We start from the raw sequence: 23,482 nt of genomic DNA, 5'->3' as shown, positions 1-23,482 counted from the left end.
GAAGTGGACAGAGTGGACAAGAACCCGTCCAAAGTATCGCGAAGAGATTTTCTGAAGCTGTCCGCAGTCGCCGGCGCGGCGCTCGCTCTCGGTGGAGGAGGGGCGGGAGCCGTGCTGTCCGCTCTCGGCCAGAAGAAGGCTTCGGCGGAAGCGTCTCAGGAAACGGCTTTTTACGGGCCGAATCAGGCCGGAATCGCAACGCCTCAGCAGACCTACATGTATCTGGCAAGCTTCCGCATCCTGGATATCGGCCGAGCCGAGCTGATCGCCATGCTCAAGGAGTGGACGCGCTTCAGCGACCTCAGCGCTTCGGGCGGATACAGGCAGAGCAGCGGCAACGGGCTGCTGCCGCCGGCGGATACCGGCGAGGCGATGGATCTTGGAGCTGCCGGCTTGACGATCACGTATGGGTTCGGCACTTCCTTCTTCCTCGACAAAGGCTCGGACCGCTTCGGCATCGCCTCGCGCAAGCCGCTGCATCTGGAGGAGATTCCCCGGATGCCCAAGGACCATATCGAGGAAGGCTTCAAGGGCGGAGACATCGTCGTCCAGATCTGCGCGAACGACCAGCAGGTCGCGTTCCACGCGCTTCGCAACCTGATCCGGCTCGCGACCGGCTCCGCCGTCGTCAACTGGACGGAAGAGGGCTTCATCAGCGCGCCGGAAGGCAAGACGCCGCGCAACCTGTTCGGTTTCAAGGACGGCACCGCCAACAGCCTGCATCAGACTCCGCAAGGTTATGGCGAGGTTCTGTGGGCGGGAGCGGATGAGCCGGATTGGATGAGAGGGGGATCGTATCTCGCCTACAGGAAAATCCGCATGCTGCTGGAAGTATGGGACCGTTCATCGCTGCAAGCCCAGGAGGATACATTCGGCCGTTCCAAGGACAGCGGAGCCGCGTACGGGACGAAAGCCGAATTCGACCCGGTCGTGAAGGCCGAGCTGCCTGCCGATTCCCATGTCCGGCTGGCAAAGGATTCCGGACAGAGCATTCATCGGCGCGCATATTCTTATACGGGAGCGATCGATTCCAGAACCGGCCAGCTCGACGCGGGGCTGCTGTTTCTCAGCTATCAGCGCGATCCGTCGAAGCAGTTCATCCCCATGCTGCGCATGATGCAGAGCAGGGACAAGCTCAACGAGTATACCCAGCATATCGCAAGCGCGATGTATGCCTGTCCTGGAGGAATCCGGGAAGGGCAGTACATCGGACAGGCGCTGCTGGAAGGATAGGTTAAGGAGCTTCAGCCTTGATGGCGGAAGCTCCTTTTTTTGCATGGCGCGATCTGTACCGGGAAGACTAAGCTTCCCCTTCCTTCTCTCCGGGTAAGGAAAGGAAGACCAGGACAGAGGAGGAATCGGATCATGCATATCGGCTTGATCGGGCTTGGCAAGATGGGCATGAATATGGGAAGGAACTTGATGGATCACGGCTATCGAATCACGGCGTTCGACGTGAATCCGAAGGCAGTGGAGGAGCTCCGGAATGAAGGAGCGCAGGGTGCCTTCACCTTGAAGGAGCTCGCGGACTCGCTGCCGATGCCGAGAATCGCGCTCATCCTCGTTCCTCACCAAGTCGTCGACGGCGTGCTGGAAGAGCTTGGGAGCCTGTTCGCAAAAGGAGACATCATCATCGAAGCCGGGAATTCGCATTACAAGGAGACGATCCGCAGATACGAGCGGATGAAGGAAGCAGGCATCTCGTACGTGGACGCGGGAACTTCCGGCGGCATGGAAGGGGCGAGGAGCGGCGCGTGTTACATGGTCGGCGGCGACGCGGATGCATGGGAGACCGTGGAGCCGATCTTCAGGGACACGTCGGTTCCGGACGGCTATCTGTATGCCGGCAAGTCAGGCAGCGGGCATTTTCTCAAGATGGTCCATAACGGAATCGAGTACGGCATGATGGCCGCGATCGGCGAAGGCTTCGAGGTGCTCGAGAAGAGCGGCTTCGACTTCGATTACGAGAAAGTGGCGCGGGTATGGAACAACGGCTCCGTCATCCGTTCATGGCTGATGGAGCTGTCCGAGCGGGCTTTCGCCAAGGATGCGGACCTCGAGGAGCTGCGAGGCGTCATGAATTCCTCCGGAGAAGGGAAATGGACGGTCGAGACGGCTCTCGATCTCCAGGCGGCGATTCCGGTCATCGCCATGTCGCTCATGATGCGGTATCGCTCGCTTGAATCCGATACGTTCACCGGGAAGGTGGTAGCGGCGCTGCGCAACGAATTCGGCGGCCATGCCGTCGTCAGATCGGAGTGAATGCGGCAGGCGGCTGAGGTGCATACTGGGGAAAAAGGAGCTGGACATATGACCGCGCTTCCGGAAGACCTGGATCTGAAGAGAACGATGATCGCGAATGTCGTCATGATCGGCAAGCCGGGTTCCGGACATTGGGTGCTCGTCGATTGCGGAATCGCGGGATTTTCCCGGTCGATTCAGGATGCGGCCGAGGAGAGGTTCGGCTCGGCTCCCCCGAAGTCGATCGTGTTGACGCATGGCCATTTCGACCATGTAGGCTCGCTCGAAAAGCTGCTGGAGGAATGGGATGTTCCCGTCTACGCCCATGAGCTCGAGCTCCCCTATGTCCGTGGGACGCAGGATTATCCGGAGCCGGATCCGGCGGCGGGAGGCGGGCTCATGACGGCGGTCTCGCCTCTATATCCTCGTCATGGACTCGGACTTGGCGGCCGCGTCCAGCCGCTTCCTTCCGATGGACATGTCCCGCATCTGCCGGAATGGCGGTGGATTCATACCCCTGGCCACACACCCGGCCACATCTCCTTGTTCCGGGAACGGGATCGCACCGTCATTGCCGGCGATGCCTTCATCACCGTCAAGCAGGAGTCGGCCTGGGCGGTCCTGACGCAGGAACAAGAGGTGCATGGACCTCCGGTCTATTTTACGCCGGACTGGCATGCCTCCAAACTCTCGGTGCGCCGCCTGCGCGAGCTGGACCCTGCCCTTGCGCTCACCGGCCATGGAGTGCCCATGGATGGGGAAGCTCTCCGAAAAGGCTTGTCGACGCTTGCGGAGAGTTTCGATGAGATCGCGGTGCCGAGCCATGGCCGATATGCTGGGGATCGTCATGCGGCTGAAGACAAGCGTCCATTCGTCTGAAGCCCGTCTGAATTCCGGACGCCGGCCAGCCAAAAAAAAACACCCCTTGGAGGGTGTTTTTTTGGCTACAGCGAGCGGCCTTTGGATTTCTGCGTGCTGTCCAGATGGACGTGGACGCGAATCGAGCGGATCGACTTCTCGTTCAGGAAGTAATCCGACTTGCCGAGAAGCTTCATATACTGGCCCGGATGTCTCCGGTACAGCTCCAGCTGGAAATGGTACGGATCGGTCTTCATGGCGACCGACTTCAAATGCGTCGCCATGATTTCCTCCTTGACGACTTCCTCAGCCTGTTGCTCCATCGCCCGAATGGACAGGTTCGTGTTCATATCGACGACATAACCGCTGCATTCTACCGCGACATCGTAAAGAGGCTCTCCGCCGACCTCGGCAATCTTCATGACGAATTTGGGGTGGGAGAGCATGAGGACGCCGGTCGCCTTGCCCCGATAGGGAATCTTCACCGGCGTCAAGTCCAGCTTGGCGTTTCGCCAGCGGATGCCCTTGAGATCATCCATGCGCATTCGTGCCGTCATGGCATAGTCCTTGAAGAAATAAGCGCCATTGATCATGAACATCGATTTGGGGCTCCGGTCCTCCATCCACAGCTTGTGGTCGATGGCGATTTCCGGAATCATTCCGATGTTGCCCGGCTCGTTCATGTAGCTCCACACCTCCCGGCTTGTCATCGGCAGGATGAACGACTTCTGCGTGTTCATCTGGACGGCGGTGAACATCATCGTATCGAGCGGCGACAGATTGAACATTGACTTCTGCACGAGAATGTCCTCGATTTTCTCGCGGGTTCCGTAGACCAGGAAGTTGTACCGCGCTTCCCGGTGCCGGTTCAGCACCTCGAAAAAATCCTTCACGCCCCGTTTCATGATGTTCTCGGACAGGATGACGGTGCGCACATGCCCCCAGAAGATGGGCGATTGGGCCGTGGCGTTGGTTTCAAACAGGGCTCCCGGAATCGTCTCGCCGTCTCCCTTGCCGATCCAGATCGGTACCGGCTTGCCCAGCTCGACGTTTTCGGTGCGGGCGACGTTGGAGAAGTTCAACACTTGGATGTAGCCCACGTACTTGCCGTTTTTGTAGTCCATCGCGATGGCGGTCGCATAAGCCAGGCTTTGGATGTCTCTGGAGTTGCCGCAGCCTGTCAGGCAGAGCGCGGCGGAGAGCAGCATGGCGGCCAGCCTCATGATGACGGGCCTCATGACTGCTCCTCCTCTTTCTGATGGTCGCCGTCCATGCCCTGCTCGGACAAGCTCGCGGGCCTGCGGCGGATGAAGTACCACGGAGCGCGCAGGAACGAGTTCAGCACATCCCGAGGGATGAGCGGAGACAGAGGAGCCAGGTAATTCGCGCCAAAGGACTGCAGCTTCGACATATAGGCGACGAAGAGCACGATTCCGAGAATCAAGCCGTAGAGGCCGAAGACGGATGCCAGCAGGAAAAAGAACAGCCGGATGATGCTGATGACCGTGCTCAGCGACTGGTTGACCAGCGTCACTCCCGATACGGCTGTGATCGCTCCGATGACGACGACGGAGGGCGAGACGAGTCCTGCCCTGATGGCGGCGTCCCCGATGATCAGGCCTCCGATCGAGGTCAGCGTCTGCCCGATCGGGTTCGGCAGCCGCACTCCCGCTTCCTTGAATATCTCCAGCAGCATGAGCAGCAGGAACATCTCCATCTGCGAGGACAGCGGCAATCCAAGCCTCGATACCGATATCGTCGCCATGAGCCGGAACGGAATCTGATCCTGGTGGAAGGCCATCAAAGCGACCCAGATGCCGGGCAGGAAGATGGATATGAACAGGCTCAGAAGCCTGACCAGCCTCGCGAACGAGACGTAGGAATAGTTGAAGTGGACATCCTCCGGCGATTTCATGATGAGGCTGATGCCGGAAGGAGCGATCAGCACCATGGGGTTGCCGTCCACAAAAATGATGAATCTGCCTGCCAGCAGGCAGGAGACGACGTAATCGGGCCTGCCGGTGAAGTCCATGAGCGGCAGGATCTTGAGACGGTTCTGTGTCAGCAGGTCCTCCAGCTGATTGATGCTGTACAGGCCGTCGATATCGATATGGCCGAGTCTGGTGCGGACCTCCTCGAGCGTCTTGGGCTTCAGGATATCCCGAAAATACATGAGGACGACCTTGGTCCGGGTTCTCCTGCCGATCGTATACCGCTCGGTGACGAGCGAGCTGCTGCGGACCCTCTTGCGGATAAGGGCGACGTTGACGTCGACATCCTCGATGAAGCAGTCCTTCGGCCCTTTGATGGATATCTCGGTGCTGGATTCATAGGGCGTGCGGTTCGGCTTGTCGGACAAGTCGATATAAGCGAGGCTTCCTTCCTGGACGAACAGAAGCAGGAGCATGCCGTCGTAGACGATGTCCTCCACCTCCTGCGCGCCAGGAGTGCGGTCGAAGCCCTGCAGCGTCAACGCTTCGGACAGCTGCAGCAGCGGCCGGGAGAAGGAGCCGAGCTTTCGGTAGCTGGCCCCAAGCTCCGGAAGCACGAATTTGTTGATCGAGATTGTATCGCATAACCCGGTATTGTAGAGAAGCACGACTTCCTTTTCGTTGTTCTCGCCGAAATAGGCGCTGCGGACAATGACGTCCTCGGAGCCGTTGAACTGCTTCTCGAATTCCGCTTTGCTCCATGCCCGGGGAGCTTCAGCCTGTCGGCTGGGGGGCTGCCGGGGGTCCGGTGTCTGGCTTGGACGATTCATTCGCATTCCTCCTGTCCGGTTTGGCAAGTGCGGCGCAAAGCGTCCATATCAAGGATAATGGAAGCAAAACGGCGAGCGAGATCGGCATGAAGTAATCGAACATCAACAAATACAGCGTCCAGTTGTTCGCCGGCAGTATCGTGTAGGCGAGATAGCTGGCCATGACCGCCAGGATGAAGATCGCTTTCTTTCTCGAGCTGCGAAGCGGGAGGACATCCGCGAGAATGAAGACGGGCAGACTGACCCGGATCGATGCTCCCGAGAGCCACTGGAAGATCGAGAAGAAATCCAGATGCTCGACATACTGCCCGATGCGCAGCAGCCTCCACTGCTCGTAGGGCGAGGTCATCTGCATCGCCGCTTCGAGCGGTCCGAACTCGGTAATCGCCCCGATGATGGGACCGTTCATCATGATGACGATGCAGGTGCTGTACAGAAGCAGATGCCAGGGCTTCACCCTGCCTCGGATATGATGCTGCAGCAGCAAGAGGGCCAGAAGCTCCATATAAGCCGATCCGGCATACACCAAGCCGTTGATGACCGGCCTCCAGCCATGCTCCAGGACCGGCATGAGCAGGGTGTAGTCCTTGACCGATGAATTCGAGATGCTGACGAAAAAGCCGAGGATGATGACGACCGGAAGCAGGACGCCGGAGGCGATCGCGATAATGCGGATTCCCCAGGAAGCGAGCAGCAGGCAGATCAGCACGAGCAGGACCGCAAGCTGGAAGGCGCTGCTTGCGGGGAGATAATTGCTGACGCTCCAGTTCGCGGTCTGAATCACGGTGCTGAATCCCATTAAGTAGAGATGGATGCAGATGGGAGCCAGCAGGATCCACGACAACGCCGGGTGGGTATGCCGGGCAAGCCACGACTGCCAGTTCTGCATGGACGACTTCTTCATCATGAAATAGAGCAGGAGGCTCCATGGAATGAAGAAAGCGCCTGCGGTGATGACGGTGATCCAGGCATCCCTTCCCGAAGCGTCGAGCAGCATCGGATTGACGATGACATGGCAGGCCAGGCCGTTGGAGAGCATGAGAATCATAAAGGCTTGAAACATGTTCATTTTGTAGGACGAGGTTGACATAGGCTCACATCCGGTCAAGAATTGATAAGCGATAGTTTGCGCCATCCATTTTTTTCTATACCTGAGGTTCAGACAATCAGGAGGGAAGGGGAAACCATGATGACGGCAGCCAGCGATTGGATCATTTTGCTGAGAGGAATCAACGTAGGCGGAAAGGCGCGGGTCCGCATGGCCGATCTCAAGGAAGCTCTGGAGGAAGCGGGACTTGAAAACGTCCAGTCGTATATTCAGAGCGGCAATCTGATCGCGGGCCGCGGGGGGATGGAAGATGAAGTGAAGGCTGTTGTCGAGCGCGCGTTCATGGGGAAGTTCGGGTTTCATTCGGAGGTCATGCTGCGTACAGTCGAGCAGTGGCGCTCCGTCCTTGAGTCGCTTCCATTCCGGTTGCCGGAGATCGAGGAAGCCGAGTCCAAGGGACAAGGAGAAAGCCTCTATGTCTGCTTCCTGCACGATGCTCCCGCAGAGGAAGCGGCAGGCATGCTGCGCGAGCTCGAATCGGCCGAGGAGAGGTTCGCGGTCCGCGGACGGGAAATCTATCTGCTGTTCCACGGAAGCATCCGGGACTCCAAGCTCGCGGTCCGGCTTGGGCGCATCGCTCCGAATTCGACGGTGCGGAACTGGAAAACCGTATCGAAGCTGAAGGAGCTTGCCGACGGACGCCTCTCCCGCCATTAGGCGAGGCGCCCAGGATGGCTTGCGGACTTGCGAAGGCTGTTTTTAACCGGACTGCCTGTATGGTATAGTTGTAGGGCTGATTATGCACATCTTGTCCTTTATTCCTATATAGGCCCATACCGGAGGTTTCCTTGAGATGAACAGAAAGAAATTCAACGCCCCAAAAGCCAAGCCGCCGGCATCCAGGCAGTATGCCGTCCTAGAGCCGGCGGAATTGCTCGCCTTTTTATTGAACAAGCTGTCCGGTGCCGGCCGCAACTCGGTGAAATCCATGCTCGCGCGCGGACAGGTTTCCGTTGATGGCCGCCCTTCGACCGCATACAACCTGCCCTTGGTCCCCGGCCAAACCGTAACGGTGCAAACCGAAAAAACGGTGGAGGCTCCGCCCCTCGCAGGGTTGTCGATTCTCCATGAAGACGATCATGTCATCGTCATCCGCAAGGACGCGGGACTGCTGTCCATCGCATCGCCGAAGGAAGCGGAAATGACCGCCTACCGCCAGCTTACGGCCCATGTCCGCGCCAAGGATCCGGCCGGCCGGATCTTCGTCGTGCACCGCCTTGATCGGGATACTTCCGGCGTGATGATGTTCGCCAAGAGCGAGGATGTCCAGCAGCAGCTCCAGAACAACTGGCAGGATGCGGTGAAGGAAAGAACGTACATCGCGTTGGTGGAAGGCAGAGTGTCCAAGGCGCAAGGGACGATCTCTTCCTGGCTGAAGGAAAGCAGCACGCTGAAAATGTATTCCAGTCCGCATCCCAACGGCGGGCAGCATGCCGTGACCCACTACAAAACGATCCAGTCCAGCGCCGGCTTCTCGCTGCTGGAGGTCAACCTGGAGACCGGACGCAAAAACCAGATCCGCGCCCATATGGAAGAGCTGGGGCATCCCGTCGTCGGCGACAAGAAATACGGCTCCAAATCGAAGGCCATCGGAAGGCTCGGCCTGCATGCCAGCGTGCTCGCTTTCACTCATCCGGTGACGGAGAGCCTGATGCGCTTTGAGGCTGACATGCCGAAGTCCTTCTTGAGTCCGTTTCGGACCGCACCGGAAAAGAAGAGCTGATTCGATTCCTTGGCGGCATGCCGAGTTCGACTTGTCCAGCAGGAAAGCAGAGCCGTTTGGCAGAATGGATGCTGAACGGTTTTTTCTATTTGTTGGCGATGGCCTCAATCGAATAAGGAGGATTCCGCTCATGCCTGAACCGAAAACGAAAGAAACCGACGACAGCGTGCTGGAGTTCATCGAAAACGTCGATTCGGTCAAAAAACGCGAGGATGCCTTCAAGCTGCTGCGGATCTTTGCCGAGACGACGGGTTGCCCGCCGAAAATGTGGGGACCAAGCATCATTGGATTCGGCAGCTATCACTACAAATACAAGTCGGGTCATGAAGGCGACGCGCCATGGGTCGGCTTCTCGCCCCGCAAAGCCAAGATCAGCCTGTATTTCGCGACGGGCGATACCGAGCGGGAAGCCATGCTGAAGGATTTCGGGAAATACACGGCAGGAAAAGCATGCGTCTACATCAATAAGCTGGAAGACATCGACACGGATGTCTTAAAGGCTTTGATTGCCCGATCGGTTGCCTTTTTGAAGGAGGCTTATCCGGTAAAGTAACCGGTGCCATCACCTTCCTTGAAGGAGCCGCATTCGCAAGGATCATGGAAGGGAGAGAGCGAAGATCAGCGCCAATCAATGGGATGCCGAATGGGATGTGACGGAGAGTCTGGCTCGAAGATTGATCGACAGCCAATTTCCGGATTTATCCGGAGAACCTATCGAAGCCATCGGGTATGGATGGGATAATATCGTCTTCCGGATAGGATCGGATACAGTGTTCCGTTTTCCGAGAAGAAAAGCCGCCATAAACCTGCTTGAGCGAGAATGGAGAATTTTGCCTCAGCTTGCAGCTCATGTATCGATTCCTTTTTCCAGACCGATGTATCGGGGTGAAGCGAGTGTCGATTTCCCCGTATCGTTTCTTGGATACAACTATTTGCATGGCCGCTATCCTATCGGACTGAACGATGAGCAGCGCATCCTGTCGACAACAGCTCTGGCTGTATTTTTGCGGCAGCTGCATGCGTTCCCTCTTGGAACCGCCTTGGAATGCGGTGCGCCGCTCGATCATCGGAATCTGCTCGACCTGGAATCCCGGAGACGCAGGATGCTGGAGCTGCTGCCCAGTCTTGCCGGACATATGGGAGAAGAGGCTTATTGCGCTCTTCGCCAGTACTTGCTTGCTGGAGGCGTGAATCAAGCAGCGGATAAAAGGGTGTTCCTGCACGGAGATCTTCACTTCAAGAACATGCTGGTCGACGAGGACGGCCTCGTTTCGGGAATCATGGATTGGGGCGATATGAATGTCGGCCATCCGGCTTGCGATCTCAACGTCGCTTACAGCTATCTGCCTTCCAAGGCCAGGCAGCGATTCTTTGATGAATACGGCGTAGTCGATGAGGAAACGAAAGAGCTGGCTCGATTGATTGCGGCATACATTCCGATGCTCATCATGCTGCAGGCTGCCGACAAGAAGGATGCGAGAATTACCGCGGCGGCCATAGAAACCATTCAGCGGGCGCTATCGGATTGAGCCGATGCGCGGTAGGAGAGATGAGGATGAACTCGATTTTTATCGTCAGGCATTGCGAGGCCGACGGGCAGGCGCCTGAAGCCTCATTGACGTCGGAGGGGCTCCGCCAAGCGGATAGGCTTGCGGACTTTTTGTCTGGACATGCGATTGACCGCATCGTGTCCAGTCCGTTCGAACGGGCACAGCGATCGGTCGCTCCGCTTGCGCGAAGCCTTGGAATAACAGTCGAGCTGGATGGCAGGCTGGCCGAGAGGATACTCACCGATCAGGCCATGCCGAATTGGAAAGAAATGCTGCGCAGGACATTCGATGAGCCGGAATTATGTTATCCCGGAGGCGAATCCAGCCGTGAGGCGACGAATCGCGGAATCAGCGTGCTGAACGAAATCATGGAGAAGGAAGGGCGGGACGCGGTCGTTGTCTCTCACGGCAACCTGATCTCGCTTCTCCTCAAGCATTTCAATCCGGACAGCGGATTCAAGGAATGGGAAGTCATGAGCAATCCGGATCTGTTCCAATTGAGCGCAGATGGGGGGAGAATGAGCATGAAGAGGATTTGGGCGGACGAATCCCGCATGCTCGATGGTGAACCCGAATGAAATATCCGGAGCTGTTCTCATAGGAATCCCTTCGGATAAAAAACCGCGCAGGACCATGAGGTTCTGCGCGGTTTTGTTGAACATCAGCGGATCCGGTGTTAGAATTCGATCCCTTTCACTTTGGAATAGACCCTCGTATCCCTGGAGTCTCCGCTCGTATCGAGCATTTGGCGGCGAAGAGTTCCCTCCAGCATGAAGCCGCAGCGCAAGGCGACGGCAGCGCTCCGTCCGTTCCGCGAATCGCAGCGGACTTCAATCCGGCTTGCCTGGAGCTCGCGGACGGCAAACTCCGTGATCGCATGGACGGCTTCGGTCATATAGCCTTGTCCGGTGCAGGAAGTTCGCAGCCAATAGCCGATTTCGAAGCAGCGCGCCTGCCAGTCGAGCCGATGGAGACCGCTGCAGCCGACCAGCTGGCCGGTTTGCTTGTGGAAGAGCAGATAGGCCATATCCTTGCGTTCCAGATAGTTCAGTCTCGACCTTCGGACATAAGCCTCCGAATCGTCTGCGGATGGAACTTCCTTTGCCCAAGGCATCCATAGACGGAGGTCATCGATGCTTTCCGCAATAGCTTCGTTCAATGGGAGCCCGTCCCCCCATTGAGCGGCGCGGATCAGCAGGCGGTCGCTTTCAAAGCTTTCGGGCACTGGCAGCAGCAAGGCATCGAGGTCATCGATCTTCATGGCAATCCGCCTTCCGAAAAAATTTCTTCCCAGCATAGCATCGACAGCGATGAATGGGAAGACATATCTGAGATTTTAATTTTCGTGGCTGAAACATGAAACAGGGAGGCGCTGAATAGATGAGCGGTTATGAATGGGATGAGAGGATTCAATACCTTCGTCGATCGAAGGAGCTCTTCTACAATGACGACTACCTTGAATTTCTAGTTTCCAAGGTATGGAAGATCGAAGCCGCGGTGAACCTGTTCGATTTCGGCTGCGGCTTCGGATACCTTGGGCTCAAGCTGCTGCCGCTGCTTCCGACAGGCTCGACCTATACCGGCTTGGATCTCGGCTCCAAGCTGCTGGAAGAAGGAAGGAGATTGTTCGCTTCTCTCCCTTATGAGGCTGAATTCCTGCATGGAGACATCCAAGAGTACGAGCCGGAGCGGAAATACGACATCGCTCTTTGCCATGCTTTTCTTCTGCATATGCCGAATCCAGAGAAGATCATCGGCAAGATGATTGCCAGCGTCGTGGATAGCGGCATGGTCATCGCATTCGAGCCTCATTGGATCGCCAATTCGGCGAACTTCCATCTGGACGGGCATCCGCAATCGAGCGTCGTTCAGCTTGGAATGCTCCAGAAGCTGTATGAAAGAGACGCCGCGGGCAGCGGAAAGAATGGCAATATCGGCATTCAATTGCCGGCTTATTTCAGCCGGGCTGGTCTGCGCGATGTCGGGTGCCGGGTTACCGACAAGGTCAATGTCCTCCATCCTGGTCTGGCAGAGGACAGCCGGGAGCGTCTCTATCGCTTGTTCCAGGAAAACGGCTACGCGGATGCCCCCGACGCCGACAGGGACGCCTGGATCGATAGGCTTGTCGGGCGGGGAGCCAGCCCGGAGGAAGCGCAGACGCAATATGAGAACGAGCTTCGCCTATCCCAGGCCTTGAACAAGGACAGCTGTCTGACTTATGCCCCCAACATGATGATTACATACGGCAAGGTGAAAGCCGCCGGCGAAGCGGGATAGCGACCGCTCTAGAGAGAAGGCCGCGATGCCGAGAAGAACAAGAAAAGCGGGATTCTCCGGCGCCTCTCGTAGGCATCCGCGGAATGGAACCGTTCCCGGACGGGATTCGACTCGCGCAGGCTCTCGACCTGGAGGCCGGCCGCTTGAAGGGCGGAGAAGTAATGCTCGAGAGTGCGATGCATTTTCTTTACCGTCGAGCCCAGCCATTGCTGCTCCCGGAAGCCTTCGTCGAAGTACCGGTCGACGGTCCAGTCGGTCCGGGTCCCCGAAGGCTGAAGAGTCGAGGTGATGACCGGGTGCTCGACGGAGAACACCAGCCGGCCGCCGGGCTTCAGGGATTGGACAATCCGTGCCAGCACGGCTTCCAGGTGTTCCACATAGTGCAGCGCCAGCCTCGACAGCACCAGATCGCAGCTTGCCTGCGGATAGCTCCAATCCTCCATCGAGCCGAGGATGACCGTGCCGGCTGTACCGGCAAGTGTCCTCCGAGCCAGCTCCGACATCGCCTTGCTGCCTTCGAGTCCGGTGTAAGAGGCGCAGTTCCGCTCCAGCAGCTCCGCGCCGAAGCGCGCGTCGCCGCAGCCCAGATCCAGAATGCGCAAGCCTTCCGGGTTCCCGATCAGCTCCAGCATGACAGGTTTTTCCAAAGTATCGTTGGCATTGTCCACAAGGCTTCTGCGGCTCAGGTAAGCCTTCAGAAAGTCCTCCTCATCATAATAGCGATGTCCTCGTTCCGATATGGGAATCCCTCCTGTTCGGTCCACATTATACCAATCCCATCGATATTTAGATACGGAAAAGAATAGCGAAGTCCCTGTTTCTGTCGGTGGCTTTGAAAGATAGCGAGCATCTCTCCGCGGGCATCTGTCCATTGACGGCCTGAATCGGTTATAATGGTTGGGACAATCCACAGGAAAGCGGGAGTACAATGGGTCGCAAATGGAATAATATCAAGGAAAAAAAAGCCTCGAAAGACGCCAATACCAGTCGGATCTATGCCAAATTCGGCCTTGAAATCTATGTAGCCGCCCGCAAGGGAGAGCCGGATCCGGAGTCGAACCGCGCCCTGCGCGTCGTGCTTGAGCGCGCCAAAACGTACAACGTGCCGAAAGCGATCATCGACCGCGCCATCGACAAGGCGAAGGGAAGCTCGGACGAAGTGTACGAGGAGCTCCGCTACGAGGGCTTCGGCCCGAACGGCTCCATGGTCATCGTCGACGCGCTGACGAACAACGTGAACCGGACGGCTTCGGCCGTGCGCGCGGCATTCAGCAAAAACGGCGGCAACATGGGCGTCAACGGCTCCGTCGCCTACATGTTCGACGCGACTGCCGTCATCGGGGTGGCGGACAAGTCCCTGGACGAGATCATGGAGATCATGCTTGAAGCCGACGTGGACGTGCGCGATATCGTCGAGGAGGACGAGAACATTCTCGTCTACGCCGAGCCGGATCAATTCCATGCCGTGCAGGAAGCGCTCAAGGCCGCCGGCATCTCGGAATTCACCGTCGCCGAGCTGACGATGCTCGCTCAGAACTACGTGACTTTGCCGGAAGAGGCGGAGGCTCCGTTCGAGAAGATCATCGATACGCTGGAGGATCTCGAGGACGTGCAGCAGGTGTATCATAACGTGGAGTATGAAGAATAGAATGGCAACTAGAAGACCGTCGGCTCCCTCCCTGGGAGCTTGACGGTCTTTTTTGCAAGCATGGCGACAACGTCGGATCAGCCATCCCGGCAGCGGCTTGCGGTGCAATGATCGGCATATTTCCGGGACTCAGGTGGATGACAGCGCTGGCGGCTCCTGCGCGCTGCATGTATCGAAAAGAATGATTTGACGCTCGATGCGATATATCGTAATCTCAAGCTAAGAAGTTAGCGATATATCGTAATGGAGGCTGGACTGCGATGAGAGATATGAACCGAAGCCGGGACGGACAGAGGTTCCGGAGCGCCCGGCGGCATGCAATGGCAAGCGGAGCTGCCGATTTCCGGCATAAGCATGGACATGGCCTCGGCGGGGGCAGGGATCAAGCTGGACGCCTGGATAGGGAAGGACTCGGAGAAGGAAAGGGACAGGGAACCAGACCTGATTTCGGACATAAGCCGGGCAAAGGCCATGGACATGGCCGTCATCCAGGCCGCGGAAACGGCCGCCAGGATGGCGGCCGTTTCCGCGGCAGAGGCGGACGGGGAGGCGACGGCGGAGGTCGGATGTTCCACCGGGGACACTTGAAGTATGCCGTGCTCCAGCTGCTGAGCCGGGAGCCGATGCATGGCTATCAGCTCATGAAGACGATGGAGGAGGAGAGCGGCGGCAGCTATATCCCAAGCGCCGGCTCCGTCTATCCCGTGCTGCAGAAGCTGGAGCATAAAGGGCTGATTTCGTCCGAAGCCGGGACGGACAGCCGCCGTTCCTACCGGATCACGGAGGAAGGGCTGGAGGATCTGGCCGAGCACCGCCGCAGGCTCGGAGAAGATGCGGATGCAGGCAAGCCTTCCTGGCAGGATTGGAGAAAATCCCATGCGCAGCGGATGAAGGAGATCTATCGGCGCTCCCTCGCAGCTGCGGAGGAATACGGCGGCGAAAAGGGGCCCGATCTCAGCCTGCTGGATTGGAACAGCATGGTCCAATACGGGGTTGAATTGATGGCTGCGGCATCTGCCTCGCCTGAGGAGACAGGAAAGGCTTCGCCTCTGGCGGACGCATACGCCGTTCTGAAAGCCTGGCTGGATGGACTGGAGCAAGGCGAAGAAGATGACGTTCAGCCGGGCGAGGCCGAGGCACCCGGCAAATGATCAAGCTCCTGTCAGCGAAGCTCGCGCCTTATCGGTGGGCGGCCGTCGCAGCGCCGCTGTTCATGCTGCTCGAGGTCGCGATGGATTTGCTGCAGCCGACATTCATGGCCGCGATCGTCGACCAGGGCATCATGAAATCGGATCCGTCGCAGGTGCTGCGGACAGCTCCTTACATGCTCGGCGCAGCCCTTGTCGGCCTGGCAGGCGGAGTGCTGTGCACGGTCTATTCCACGCTCGCTTCGCAGAATGCCGGGCATGATCTGCGCGCCAGCTTGTACGGCAAGGTGCAGCGGCTTGGATTGGACACCGTCGACCGCTTCGGAACGGGCAGCCTGATGACCCGGCTCACCGGTGACATCGCCCAGCTGCAGCAGGTCATCCTTGTGGCGCTGCGGATGCTTGCCCGCAGCGTGTTCATTGTTGCCGGCAGCATCGTCATGTGCATCGTCATCAGCCCGAGGCTGTCCCTCGTGCTGATCGTCATGATTCCGCTGCTCGCGCTGCTGCTGGCATTCACGACCCGCCGCTCGGTTCCGCTGTTCGGATCGGTGCAGAGAGCGATGGATCGGGTCAACGCGATTCTGCAAGAGAATCTGTCCGGCATCCGGGTCGTCAAGGCGTTCGTGCGCGCCGCTCACGAGCGGGAGCGGTTCGGCGCCGCCAACAACCGCTTCCTGGATGCGAGCCTGCGCGCGGCCCGGCTTGCCGCGCTCAACGGTCCGCTGCTCGCCATCGTGCTGAATTTCAGCACGGTGGCGGCGCTCTGGTACGGCGGGGCGCTGACCCGCAGCGGCGGCCTGCAGCCCGGTGAGCTGGCCGCATTCTTGACCTATATCAGCCAGCTTCTGTTCGCCACGATGAACCTCGGCAACCATCTCATGACGATCGGCCGGGCTCAGGCATCCGCGCGGAGAATCCGGGAGGTGCTGGAGGCGGAAACGAACAAGTCGGCATCCGCCCAAGAGACCGTGATTCCGGCGAGGACCGGAAGAGAAGAGTCTTGCCTGGAGCTTCGTGGGGCGGGGTATCGGTATCCGGATAGGGATGGGCGTCCGCAGCCGGCTGCGCTGGCAGGAATCGATCTGTCCGTCCGCGAAGGAGAACGGATCGGCATTGCCGGCATCAACGGAGCGGGCAAGTCCACGCTTGCAGGGCTGATGGCCGGCTTGCTGGAGCCCACCGAGGGCGAAGTGCTGCTGGATGGACTTCCATTGAAGCAGTGGGAGCGCGGAGAGCTTCGGAAGCGGGTTGGAATCGTCCTGCAGCAAGCGCATCTGTTCAGCGGCTCCATCCGCGACAATATCGCCTACGGCTGTCCAGGCGCGGCTGACGATGCCATCGAAGCGGCTGCCGTCGATGCGCAGGCCAAGGCCTTCATCGATGCGATTCCTGAACGATATGAGGCGATGCTCGGGCAGCGCGGCGTGAACCTCAGCGGCGGACAGAAGCAGCGGGTGGCTATCGCCCGTACGCTGCTCCTGCAGCCGGATATCCTCATTCTGGATGACAGCTCGAGCGCGCTGGACGCCTCGACGGACGCCAGGCTGAGAGAGAAGCTGGAACGAAGGGACGATACGACCCTGATCGTCATCTCGCAGCGCATCTCGGCGCTGGCGGGAATGGACCGCATCGCGGTTCTCGAAAATGGAAAATTGACCGCAGTCGGCAGCCATGAGGAGCTTCTCGCCAGCAGCGTCCTGTACCGGCAGCTGGCCGACTCCCAGCAAGGAGCGTGACGTCATGTCCAAGCCCCCATCCCCTCTCAAGAGGGTCGGTTCCTATCTGAAGGGACAACATCGTTCCCTTCTCTTCATTGCCGTCTTCACGATCGCCGCTTCCGCCTTGACGCTTGCCGGTCCTTATCTGCTCGGGCGAGCCATCGACGGCTTCATCATTCCGAAGGAGAGGGCGGGCCTTGCGCGGGCCTGCCTGCTGCTGGCCTCCGTTTATGCGGCATCCGCTTTTGTCGCCTGGATTCAAGCGCGCCTGCTCGCTTCGGTGTCCCAGAGAACGGTCTGGAAGATGAGAGGCGATCTGTTCGGCCATATCCAGAATCTGCCCCTGCGCTATTTTACCGGCAAAAAGCAAGGCGACCTCATGAGCCGGGCGACCAACGACATCGAGAACGTATCCAATACGTTGAACCAAAGCCTGGTGCAGCTGCTGTCGAGCGTGCTCTCGATCGTCGGCAGCTTCGCGGTCATGATCTGGCTGCAGCCGGTGCTGACTGTGATCGCCATATCGACGGTTCCTCTGATATTCCTCGCATCCAGGCGCATAGGCGCCGCGACGAAGAAGCAGTTCCGGCTGCAGCAGCTGGAGCTGGGCGCCATCAACGGCTACACGGAGGAGACCGTCTCCGGAAGGCGGATCGTCACGCTGTTCAATCAGGAAGAGCGTGCGGAGCAGGAGTTCGGCGAGATGAACGGCAGGCTGAGAACGGCGGGCGTCAAAGCCCAAATCATCTCCGGCCTCATGGGACCGTCCATGAATGTGCTCGGCCATCTGAACTACCTGCTCATCGCCGCTGCCGGAGGCTGGCTGGCCGCCGGCGGCCATGCATCGGCCGGCGTCATCGTCAGCTTCCTGGCCTATTCCAAGCAGTTCAGCTCCCCAATCAACGAGCTGGCCAACCAGTACAATCTCATCCAGGCCGGAATCGCCGGGGCGGAGAGGGTGTTCGAGACGATGGATGTCCCGTCGGAGCATGACGGGCCGGAGCCGTCAGAGCCATTGCCGGGCACCGGCCGTTCGCTGCGGAATTCCGCGGTGGTCTTCGACCGGGTCGGGTTCGCCTATTCGCCGGAGGCCTCCATCCTCGAGGAGATCAGCTTCCGCTCGGAGCCGGGCAGTATGACCGCTCTCGTAGGACCGACCGGAGCCGGCAAGACGACGATCATGTCGCTGCTGGCACGCTTCTACGAGCCGACCTCGGGCGTCATATCGATCGGCGGCGAAGAAATCGGGAAGATGGACAAGAGAACGCTCCGTTCCCGCATCGGCATCGTCCTGCAGGACAGCGTCCTGTTCAAGGGGAAAGTCCGCGACAATATCCGCTACGGCCGTCTCGACGCTTCGGATGCAGAGATTGAACGCGCGGCCAAGGCCGCATCCGCCCACGAGTTCATCATCCGAATGCCGGACGGCTACGACACGGAGCTGTCGGCTGACGGCGGCAGCCTCAGCCAAGGGCAGCGGCAGCTGCTCTCCATCGCCCGCACGCTGCTGGCCGATCCCGATATTCTGATCCTGGACGAGGCGACGAGCAGCGTCGATACGCTGGCCGAGCTGCGCATCCAGCAGGCGATGGGGGTTCTGATGGAAGGAAGGACGAGCTTCGTGATCGCCCATCGGCTCAGCACGATCCGGGCTGCGGACACGATACTGGTCGTGGACGGAGGCCGGATCGTTCAGCAGGGCAGTCATGACCAGCTCTCTTCGGTTCAAGGGCTGTATCAGGATCTGCACGCCCGGCATTTCCAGAGCGTATCTTGAAGGCTGCATCTCGGAAGCAGGGAAGGAGGAGAAGAATATAGAGCTTACGTATCTTCGCACCTTTGTCGAGGTCGCGGACAGAGGCAGCTACACGGAAGCCGCCGAACGGCTCGGTTATGCCCAGTCGAGCGTAACGGCCCAGATCCAGAAGCTCGAGGAGGCTTATGGAGCCGTCCTGCTGGAGCGACGGGGGAGGAAAATGGCTATGACCGAGTCCGGGGAAACGCTGCTGGGCTACGCCAGGCAGATTCTCAGCCTGCATGCGGAATCGAGGGATGCGGTCGCTTCGGGCGGCAAAGGCACGCTCACGATCGGGACGATCGAGACGGTCGCCTCTTATTACTTGCCCAAGCGGCTGCAGATTTTCGGCCAAGGCCATCCGGATATGAATGTGGCTCTCGTTCCCGGCAATGAACCGCAAATCATCAAAATGGTCAAGGAGGGCAGTCTCGACGCCGGTTTCATTCTCGACCCGCCCTATGCCGATCCCGAGCTTCATGTGCGCTTGGTCCAGGAGCAGGATCTGCTCATCGTGACCTCTCCGGAGCATCGCTTCGGCACTCGGAACACGCTGTCGCTGCGGGATCTGGAGGGTGAAACCGTCATTCTTACCGAGGAGGGCTGCACGTACCGGGCCTTGCTGCTGCAATCGCTTCGCAGGGAAGCAGTGCCATGCAGGCTCTCGTATGAATTCGGCAGCCTGCAGGCGATCAAGCAGGGCGTCGGCTACGGGCTGGGAATCGCTCTTCTGCCGAGAATCGCCGTCGAGGAGGAGATCGCAAGCGGCAAGCTTCATGCCGCAAGTCTGGATCATCCCGGGTTCCGCTTCTGCATTCAGCTGCTGTACGCCAAGCGGAGAAGGGTCTCGCAAGCGTTCGAGGCCTTTGTTGATGTCATGAGCGACTCTTTCAGCGGGAAAGAGACGGCTATCCATCGAAACGAATGATGCCTGGAATCGAAAACGGCCGATAACGGCAGCAGTCGGGTTCATGGTAAGCTGTCTTCACGAAAGGTTCCCCGAGGACCGACAGGAGGCTGAAGGATCATGACAAGCTCATTCGCATCATCTCTCGTTGAAGAAACCCCCTTCGCGCCGCCGCTTGAGGCCGGCCGCCATTTTGCCGCCAAGCTGGCGGTAGAGACGGATCCATCCGACGTCCGCCACGATCGGGTGCATGGCATCGGGTCGTTCGTGCTGCTGGATGCCCGCTCGCCGGAAGCTTATGCAGACGGCCATATTCCCGGCGCGGTCAGTCTCCACCACAGGCTGATCAACGCCGAATCGGTCCAGTCCCTGGACCTCCGGACGCCGATCGTCGCCTACTGCTGGAGCCCGGCCTGCAACGCCGGAACGAAGGCCGCCGCCAAGCTCGCCGCGCTTGGATTCCACGTGAAGGAGATGATCGGCGGCATCGAGTACTGGCGCCGCGAAGGCTTCGAGATCGAGGGCAGGCTCGGAGTGGACGCGCCGCTGATCGGATAGCGGATCGAAGGTGAAGGAAAAGAAGCCGCCTGCGCAGACGGCTTCTTTTTCTTTCTATGGCCTCCGATACGATGAGTAACCCGCATGCATGCAGCGGCAACATTTTTCATGCGAATTCAAACGAAGCAGGCGAGTAACGAAATGATGCGTACGGGAAACACCATTACGGATCTGCAGATGAACGTATGGACCCAAGGCTTCCTGCCCCAATATGAGCCCTTAGGTCTGGTGTATCGGTGGGACTGGCTGGAGCAAAGAGGGATCGTACCCGTGGATTCCATTCATCGGATCCAAGTTGGCGATGCTGAATGGATGCAGCTCACTTACGGACTTTGGCAATCTCTGTCCGCAGATATCCAGGAAAAATGGCTGTTATGCTGGCTGGACGAGCAGCTTGGCTTCCAGCCGCAGGTCGTCAGCCCGGAAATTGCGAGGGAAATGACGGCTTTATCCGGTTCCCTGATCAACAGGTACAACGGACGATTCCCCGATACGTCAGGAGCCAACTGCTTCGCGGCGACGCTGGCGATGGCAAGCGGCACTCCGGAACGAGCCGATTCCATCGTCGGTCTCTGGCTTCATGAAGGACCGTTCAAACGTCATCTCTCCTTCCTGGGTTAGGCAGAGGAGTTAGTGGCCGAAGGCCAGGAGGATATGGCCAAGATCGGTTCCGGTGCCGTCCTTGTCTGGGTGGATAGTCAAGGAAAAACCGGCATGCCGCTTATTGCACGGCTGACGGAAATCGAGGATTACGGCGGAATCCGCAGTGAAGGCGGAAACATCGTGGTGCACCAAAGGACATCATCGGGCGGAGGAGAGGCTGCCGTCCGGTCTACGAGCGACCCTTGCGGCAGCGGTATACCCGTTCCGGCCGCCCGACTCCGTAGGCGAGGTCCGCGTCGATCGTACCGAGACCGACCAGATACTCCAAATACCTGCGGCTGGTAGAGCGGCTGAATCCGATCAGCTTGGCGACTTTTTCGGCAGACATGCCGTTCTTGTCGCCGGCGATAGCTTGGGACACCTTGTCGAGCGTCAGCCTGTCGATCCCCTTGGGCAGCGGCGACAAGTCGGCCGGTCCAGGGAGCTCTCCCGCCCGGGTGAGCAGGCGGTCCACGTCATGCTGTCCGATGCTGTCGGCTTCGTGCAGGCGCGAGAGCTCGCGATGGTAATGGGCGTATCTTTCCAGCGTTTCCTTGAGCCTGTCGAACACGACCGGCTTCATCAAATAGTCGAAGGCCCCGCAGCGGATCGCCTCCTGCACCGGTCCGATCTCGCGGGCGGCCGTTATCATGACGACATCGGTGCTTCGGTGCAGCTGCCGAATATGCCGCAGAAGGTCCAGGCCGCTTGCCGGCGGCAGGTAAATGTCGAGAAGCACAAGCTGAGGCTCCAGAATTTCAAGCTGGATCTTGGCCTGTGCTTCGTCGGTAGCGATTCCGCATACCCGGAAGCCGGGAATCTGCTCCAGAAACCGCCTGTTGATCTCGGCGATGCGCAGATCGTCTTCGATGATCAGCACTTCGATCGGCATGTCGGGCTTATTTTGCTGTTCCATGACTTCAACCTCCTGTTAGTCCGGATGCTTCGGCACCGCCGCGATAAAAATCGTTCCTCCGGTAGGCTTGCGGCTGTAAGTCGCCATGCCCCCGAGCCTCGTCACGGCATCATGCACAAGATAGAGGCCGATTCCCCGATCCTCGCCTTCTTTGGTGGAGATGCCTTTATGGAAGACCGTCTCGCCGAGCCCCTCCGCCACGCCCGCGCCGTTGTCCTCGCATTCGACGATGAGATCCTTGCCGAGATCCGTCAGCAGCAGGCTGACCCGCCGCTCCTGCGGCGAAAGGCCGCTGCGTGCCAGCACGGCTTCCATTGCGTTGTCGACAAGATTGCCGATGATCGTCACGAGCAGGCTGCGGTCCAGCTGCTCGGGCACATCCCTGAAGCTGCTCTCGGCATCAAGAGTGAAGCTGACCTTGAGCTCTCTCGCATGATTGAACTTGCCGATCAGGAATCCGCCGATGATCGGATCCGGAATCTCGCGCATGATGAACTGCACGAGGTTCTGCTGCATGCCGGCTTCGCTGTGGATCAGCTCGACCGCTTCCTGGTGCGAGCCCAGCTGGATAAGCCCGGAGATGACATACAGGCGGTTGGAGAATTCATGTGTCTGGGCGCGCAGGGAGTCCGCGAACAGCTTGACCCTCGACAGCTCCTGCGCAAGGCGATACAGCTCCGACTTGTCCCTGAAGCTGGATACCGCTCCGGCTACTTCTCCCTTGCCGTCCAGCAGCGGCACCCGGTTGGCGACGACATCCTTGCCGCGCATCTGCATTTCCCGGTCCAGCTGGATCTCTCCGCTCCGCACGACTTCAAGCAGGCCCGTATTCGGAAGTACCTCCTCAATCGCCCTGCCGGTCAGATCCTCGTTCTCGGGAACCTGGAGAATGTCCATGGCGATGCGGTTGGCCATCGTAATCCGGCCCTCCCGATTGACGGCGATGACGCCTTCCCGGATCGATTCCAGAATCGCTTTCTTCTCCATATATAGCGCTCCGATTTCCTTGGGCTCCAGTCCATGGATGGAACGGCGCACGCTGCGCGCGATGAAGACGGCGCCGGCAGCCCCGAGCAAAAGCACGAAGGCGCATACGGCATAGACCTTATGCTGGTAAGGGTCGTCGATCCGGTCGATCTCCGAGGCGAGGAATCCGACGCTGACGATTCCGATGACTTGTCCTTTCCCATCGAGGATAGGGGCCTTGCCGCGGAGCGACAGCCCCATGGAACCGATCGCTTCGGATATGATCGCTTTTCCCTCCAGAACAGGTCCGTTGTCGCCTCCGACCATCGGCTTGCCGATCCGGTCCGCGATAGGATGGGAGAGGCGGATTCCGTTGCGGTCGCCGATGACGACGTATTCGGCTTTCGTTTTGAGGCGGACGCTTTCCGCGATCGGCTGGATGACACGGCTCGGATCGGGGGACAGCAGCGCCTGCCGTATTTCGGGCATGACCGCCAGCGACTCTGCGACGGTCAAGGCCCGTACGCCGATCTGCTGCTCCACGACGCGGGTTACGACATAATAGAACGTTCCCCCAAGCGCGAGAATGAGCAGGGTCAGGAGAGAGCAGATGATGAGGATCAATTTGGTTTGCAAGCGCATGATGAAGGCAGCCTCCGTTGG

At 59.0% G+C, this 23,482-nt stretch carries 25 protein-coding genes; 18 read left to right on the top strand and 7 right to left on the bottom strand.

What is annotated here, in order from left to right:
- Window positions 1-3: 3 nt before the first annotated feature.
- The 3 genes from efeB (at window position 4) to CIC07_RS12930 (ending at window position 3,120) form a co-directional block, all read left to right on the top strand.
- On the top strand, window positions 4-1,233 hold the full coding sequence (gene efeB, locus CIC07_RS12940) for an iron uptake transporter deferrochelatase/peroxidase subunit (RefSeq protein WP_076355700.1): 1,230 nt from the start codon (window positions 4-6) through the stop codon (window positions 1,231-1,233).
- Between the two features lie 132 nt (window positions 1,234-1,365).
- Window positions 1,366-2,262, top strand: a complete 897-nt coding sequence (gene gnd / locus CIC07_RS12935; protein ID WP_076355702.1) for a phosphogluconate dehydrogenase (NAD(+)-dependent, decarboxylating) — start codon at window positions 1,366-1,368, stop codon at window positions 2,260-2,262.
- A gap of 48 nt (window positions 2,263-2,310) precedes the next feature.
- Complete coding sequence (locus CIC07_RS12930) at window positions 2,311-3,120, top strand: MBL fold metallo-hydrolase (RefSeq protein ID WP_234992908.1); 810 nt, start codon at window positions 2,311-2,313, stop codon at window positions 3,118-3,120.
- A gap of 65 nt (window positions 3,121-3,185) precedes the next feature.
- Here CIC07_RS12930 and CIC07_RS12925 read toward each other — a convergent pair whose 3' ends face one another.
- From CIC07_RS12925 to CIC07_RS12915, 3 genes are read right to left on the bottom strand one after another with little or no spacing between them, the layout of a single operon-like run.
- Complete coding sequence (locus CIC07_RS12925) at window positions 3,186-4,337, bottom strand: Ger(x)C family spore germination protein (protein WP_076355706.1); 1,152 nt, start codon at window positions 4,335-4,337, stop codon at window positions 3,186-3,188.
- Window positions 4,334-5,860 carry a spore germination protein gene (locus tag CIC07_RS12920; protein ID WP_076355708.1) on the bottom strand — a complete coding sequence of 509 codons (1,527 nt, stop codon included), beginning with the start codon at window positions 5,858-5,860 and terminating at the stop codon, window positions 4,334-4,336. Before CIC07_RS12920 ends, CIC07_RS12925 begins: the two co-directional genes overlap by 4 nt.
- Window positions 5,805-6,950: an endospore germination permease gene (locus tag CIC07_RS12915; protein WP_076355710.1), complete on the bottom strand. Its 1,146-nt coding sequence runs from the start codon at window positions 6,948-6,950 to the stop codon at window positions 5,805-5,807. The genes CIC07_RS12920 and CIC07_RS12915 overlap by 56 nt, the downstream gene beginning before the upstream one ends.
- 96 nt (window positions 6,951-7,046) lie before the next feature.
- Here CIC07_RS12915 and CIC07_RS12910 point away from each other — a divergent pair, with 96 nt between their 5' ends.
- The 5 genes from CIC07_RS12910 to CIC07_RS12890 all read left to right on the top strand — a co-directional run bounded on the left by CIC07_RS12910 (window position 7,047) and on the right by CIC07_RS12890 (window position 10,819).
- A complete protein-coding gene (locus CIC07_RS12910; protein WP_083687959.1) occupies window positions 7,047-7,625 on the top strand; it encodes a DUF1697 domain-containing protein in 579 nt (192 codons plus the stop codon).
- Between the two features lie 136 nt (window positions 7,626-7,761).
- Window positions 7,762-8,691 carry an RluA family pseudouridine synthase gene (locus tag CIC07_RS12905; RefSeq protein WP_076355712.1) on the top strand — a complete coding sequence of 310 codons (930 nt, stop codon included), beginning with the start codon at window positions 7,762-7,764 and terminating at the stop codon, window positions 8,689-8,691.
- A 130-nt stretch (window positions 8,692-8,821) separates the two neighbouring features.
- Complete coding sequence (locus CIC07_RS12900) at window positions 8,822-9,244, top strand: DUF1801 domain-containing protein (RefSeq protein ID WP_076355714.1); 423 nt, start codon at window positions 8,822-8,824, stop codon at window positions 9,242-9,244.
- 97 nt (window positions 9,245-9,341) lie between these two features.
- The gene (locus CIC07_RS12895) at window positions 9,342-10,220 is read left to right on the top strand and encodes a phosphotransferase (RefSeq protein ID WP_327205371.1); all 879 of its coding nucleotides are present in this window, start codon (window positions 9,342-9,344) and stop codon (window positions 10,218-10,220) included.
- A gap of 26 nt (window positions 10,221-10,246) precedes the next feature.
- Window positions 10,247-10,819, top strand: a complete 573-nt coding sequence (locus tag CIC07_RS12890) for a histidine phosphatase family protein (RefSeq protein ID WP_076355718.1) — start codon at window positions 10,247-10,249, stop codon at window positions 10,817-10,819.
- A 98-nt stretch (window positions 10,820-10,917) separates the two neighbouring features.
- On the opposite strand, the gene CIC07_RS12885 is transcribed toward CIC07_RS12890, so the two are convergent.
- Entirely contained in the window at window positions 10,918-11,502 is a 585-nt protein-coding gene (locus CIC07_RS12885) for a GNAT family N-acetyltransferase (protein ID WP_076355720.1), read from the bottom strand.
- On the opposite strand from CIC07_RS12885, the gene CIC07_RS12880 reads away from it, so the two are divergent.
- On the top strand, window positions 11,419-11,601 hold the full coding sequence (locus CIC07_RS12880; protein WP_165895275.1) for a hypothetical protein: 183 nt from the start codon (window positions 11,419-11,421) through the stop codon (window positions 11,599-11,601). The two genes, CIC07_RS12885 and CIC07_RS12880, sit on opposite strands and share 84 nt — an antisense overlap.
- Before the next feature lie 20 nt (window positions 11,602-11,621).
- The gene (locus CIC07_RS12875) at window positions 11,622-12,518 is read left to right on the top strand and encodes a methyltransferase (protein WP_076355722.1); all 897 of its coding nucleotides are present in this window, start codon (window positions 11,622-11,624) and stop codon (window positions 12,516-12,518) included.
- An 8-nt stretch (window positions 12,519-12,526) separates the two neighbouring features.
- On the opposite strand, the gene CIC07_RS12870 is transcribed toward CIC07_RS12875, so the two are convergent.
- Entirely contained in the window at window positions 12,527-13,258 is a 732-nt protein-coding gene (locus CIC07_RS12870) for a class I SAM-dependent methyltransferase (protein WP_442953342.1), read from the bottom strand.
- 188 nt (window positions 13,259-13,446) lie between these two features.
- On the opposite strand from CIC07_RS12870, the gene CIC07_RS12865 reads away from it, so the two are divergent.
- The 8 genes from CIC07_RS12865 to CIC07_RS12835 all read left to right on the top strand — a co-directional run bounded on the left by CIC07_RS12865 (window position 13,447) and on the right by CIC07_RS12835 (window position 20,916).
- The gene (locus tag CIC07_RS12865; RefSeq protein WP_076355726.1) at window positions 13,447-14,166 is read left to right on the top strand and encodes a YebC/PmpR family DNA-binding transcriptional regulator; all 720 of its coding nucleotides are present in this window, start codon (window positions 13,447-13,449) and stop codon (window positions 14,164-14,166) included.
- A gap of 315 nt (window positions 14,167-14,481) precedes the next feature.
- Window positions 14,482-14,754, top strand: a complete 273-nt coding sequence (locus CIC07_RS25435; protein ID WP_076355728.1) for a hypothetical protein — start codon at window positions 14,482-14,484, stop codon at window positions 14,752-14,754.
- Window positions 14,733-15,317 (top strand): PadR family transcriptional regulator, encoded by a 585-nt coding sequence (locus CIC07_RS12860; protein WP_157741912.1) that lies wholly within the window; start codon window positions 14,733-14,735, stop codon window positions 15,315-15,317. The genes CIC07_RS25435 and CIC07_RS12860 overlap by 22 nt, the downstream gene beginning before the upstream one ends.
- Window positions 15,314-17,053 (top strand): ABC transporter ATP-binding protein, encoded by a 1,740-nt coding sequence (locus CIC07_RS12855; RefSeq protein ID WP_076355732.1) that lies wholly within the window; start codon window positions 15,314-15,316, stop codon window positions 17,051-17,053. Before CIC07_RS12860 ends, CIC07_RS12855 begins: the two co-directional genes overlap by 4 nt.
- Window positions 17,054-17,057: 4 nt before the next feature.
- Window positions 17,058-18,812 (top strand): ABC transporter ATP-binding protein, encoded by a 1,755-nt coding sequence (locus CIC07_RS12850; RefSeq protein WP_076355734.1) that lies wholly within the window; start codon window positions 17,058-17,060, stop codon window positions 18,810-18,812.
- On the top strand, window positions 18,742-19,758 hold the full coding sequence (locus CIC07_RS12845) for a LysR family transcriptional regulator (RefSeq protein WP_234992909.1): 1,017 nt from the start codon (window positions 18,742-18,744) through the stop codon (window positions 19,756-19,758). The genes CIC07_RS12850 and CIC07_RS12845 overlap by 71 nt, the downstream gene beginning before the upstream one ends.
- 99 nt (window positions 19,759-19,857) lie before the next feature.
- A complete protein-coding gene (locus tag CIC07_RS12840) occupies window positions 19,858-20,295 on the top strand; it encodes a rhodanese-like domain-containing protein (protein ID WP_076355736.1) in 438 nt (145 codons plus the stop codon).
- An 84-nt stretch (window positions 20,296-20,379) separates the two neighbouring features.
- Entirely contained in the window at window positions 20,380-20,916 is a 537-nt protein-coding gene (locus CIC07_RS12835; protein ID WP_157741911.1) for a hypothetical protein, read from the top strand.
- 211 nt (window positions 20,917-21,127) lie between these two features.
- Here CIC07_RS12835 and CIC07_RS12830 read toward each other — a convergent pair whose 3' ends face one another.
- Entirely contained in the window at window positions 21,128-21,853 is a 726-nt protein-coding gene (locus CIC07_RS12830) for a response regulator (protein ID WP_076355740.1), read from the bottom strand.
- Between the two features lie 15 nt (window positions 21,854-21,868).
- Window positions 21,869-23,461 (bottom strand): ATP-binding protein, encoded by a 1,593-nt coding sequence (locus CIC07_RS12825; protein ID WP_076355742.1) that lies wholly within the window; start codon window positions 23,459-23,461, stop codon window positions 21,869-21,871.
- Window positions 23,462-23,482 lie beyond the last annotated feature (21 nt).

It is taken from the genome of Paenibacillus sp. RUD330 (genome assembly GCF_002243345.2).
In the GTDB taxonomy this organism is placed as follows: domain Bacteria; phylum Bacillota; class Bacilli; order Paenibacillales; family Paenibacillaceae; genus Paenibacillus_O.
Note: the sequence above shows the minus strand (reverse complement) of the source record. Positions and strands in the feature narration are given on the sequence as shown.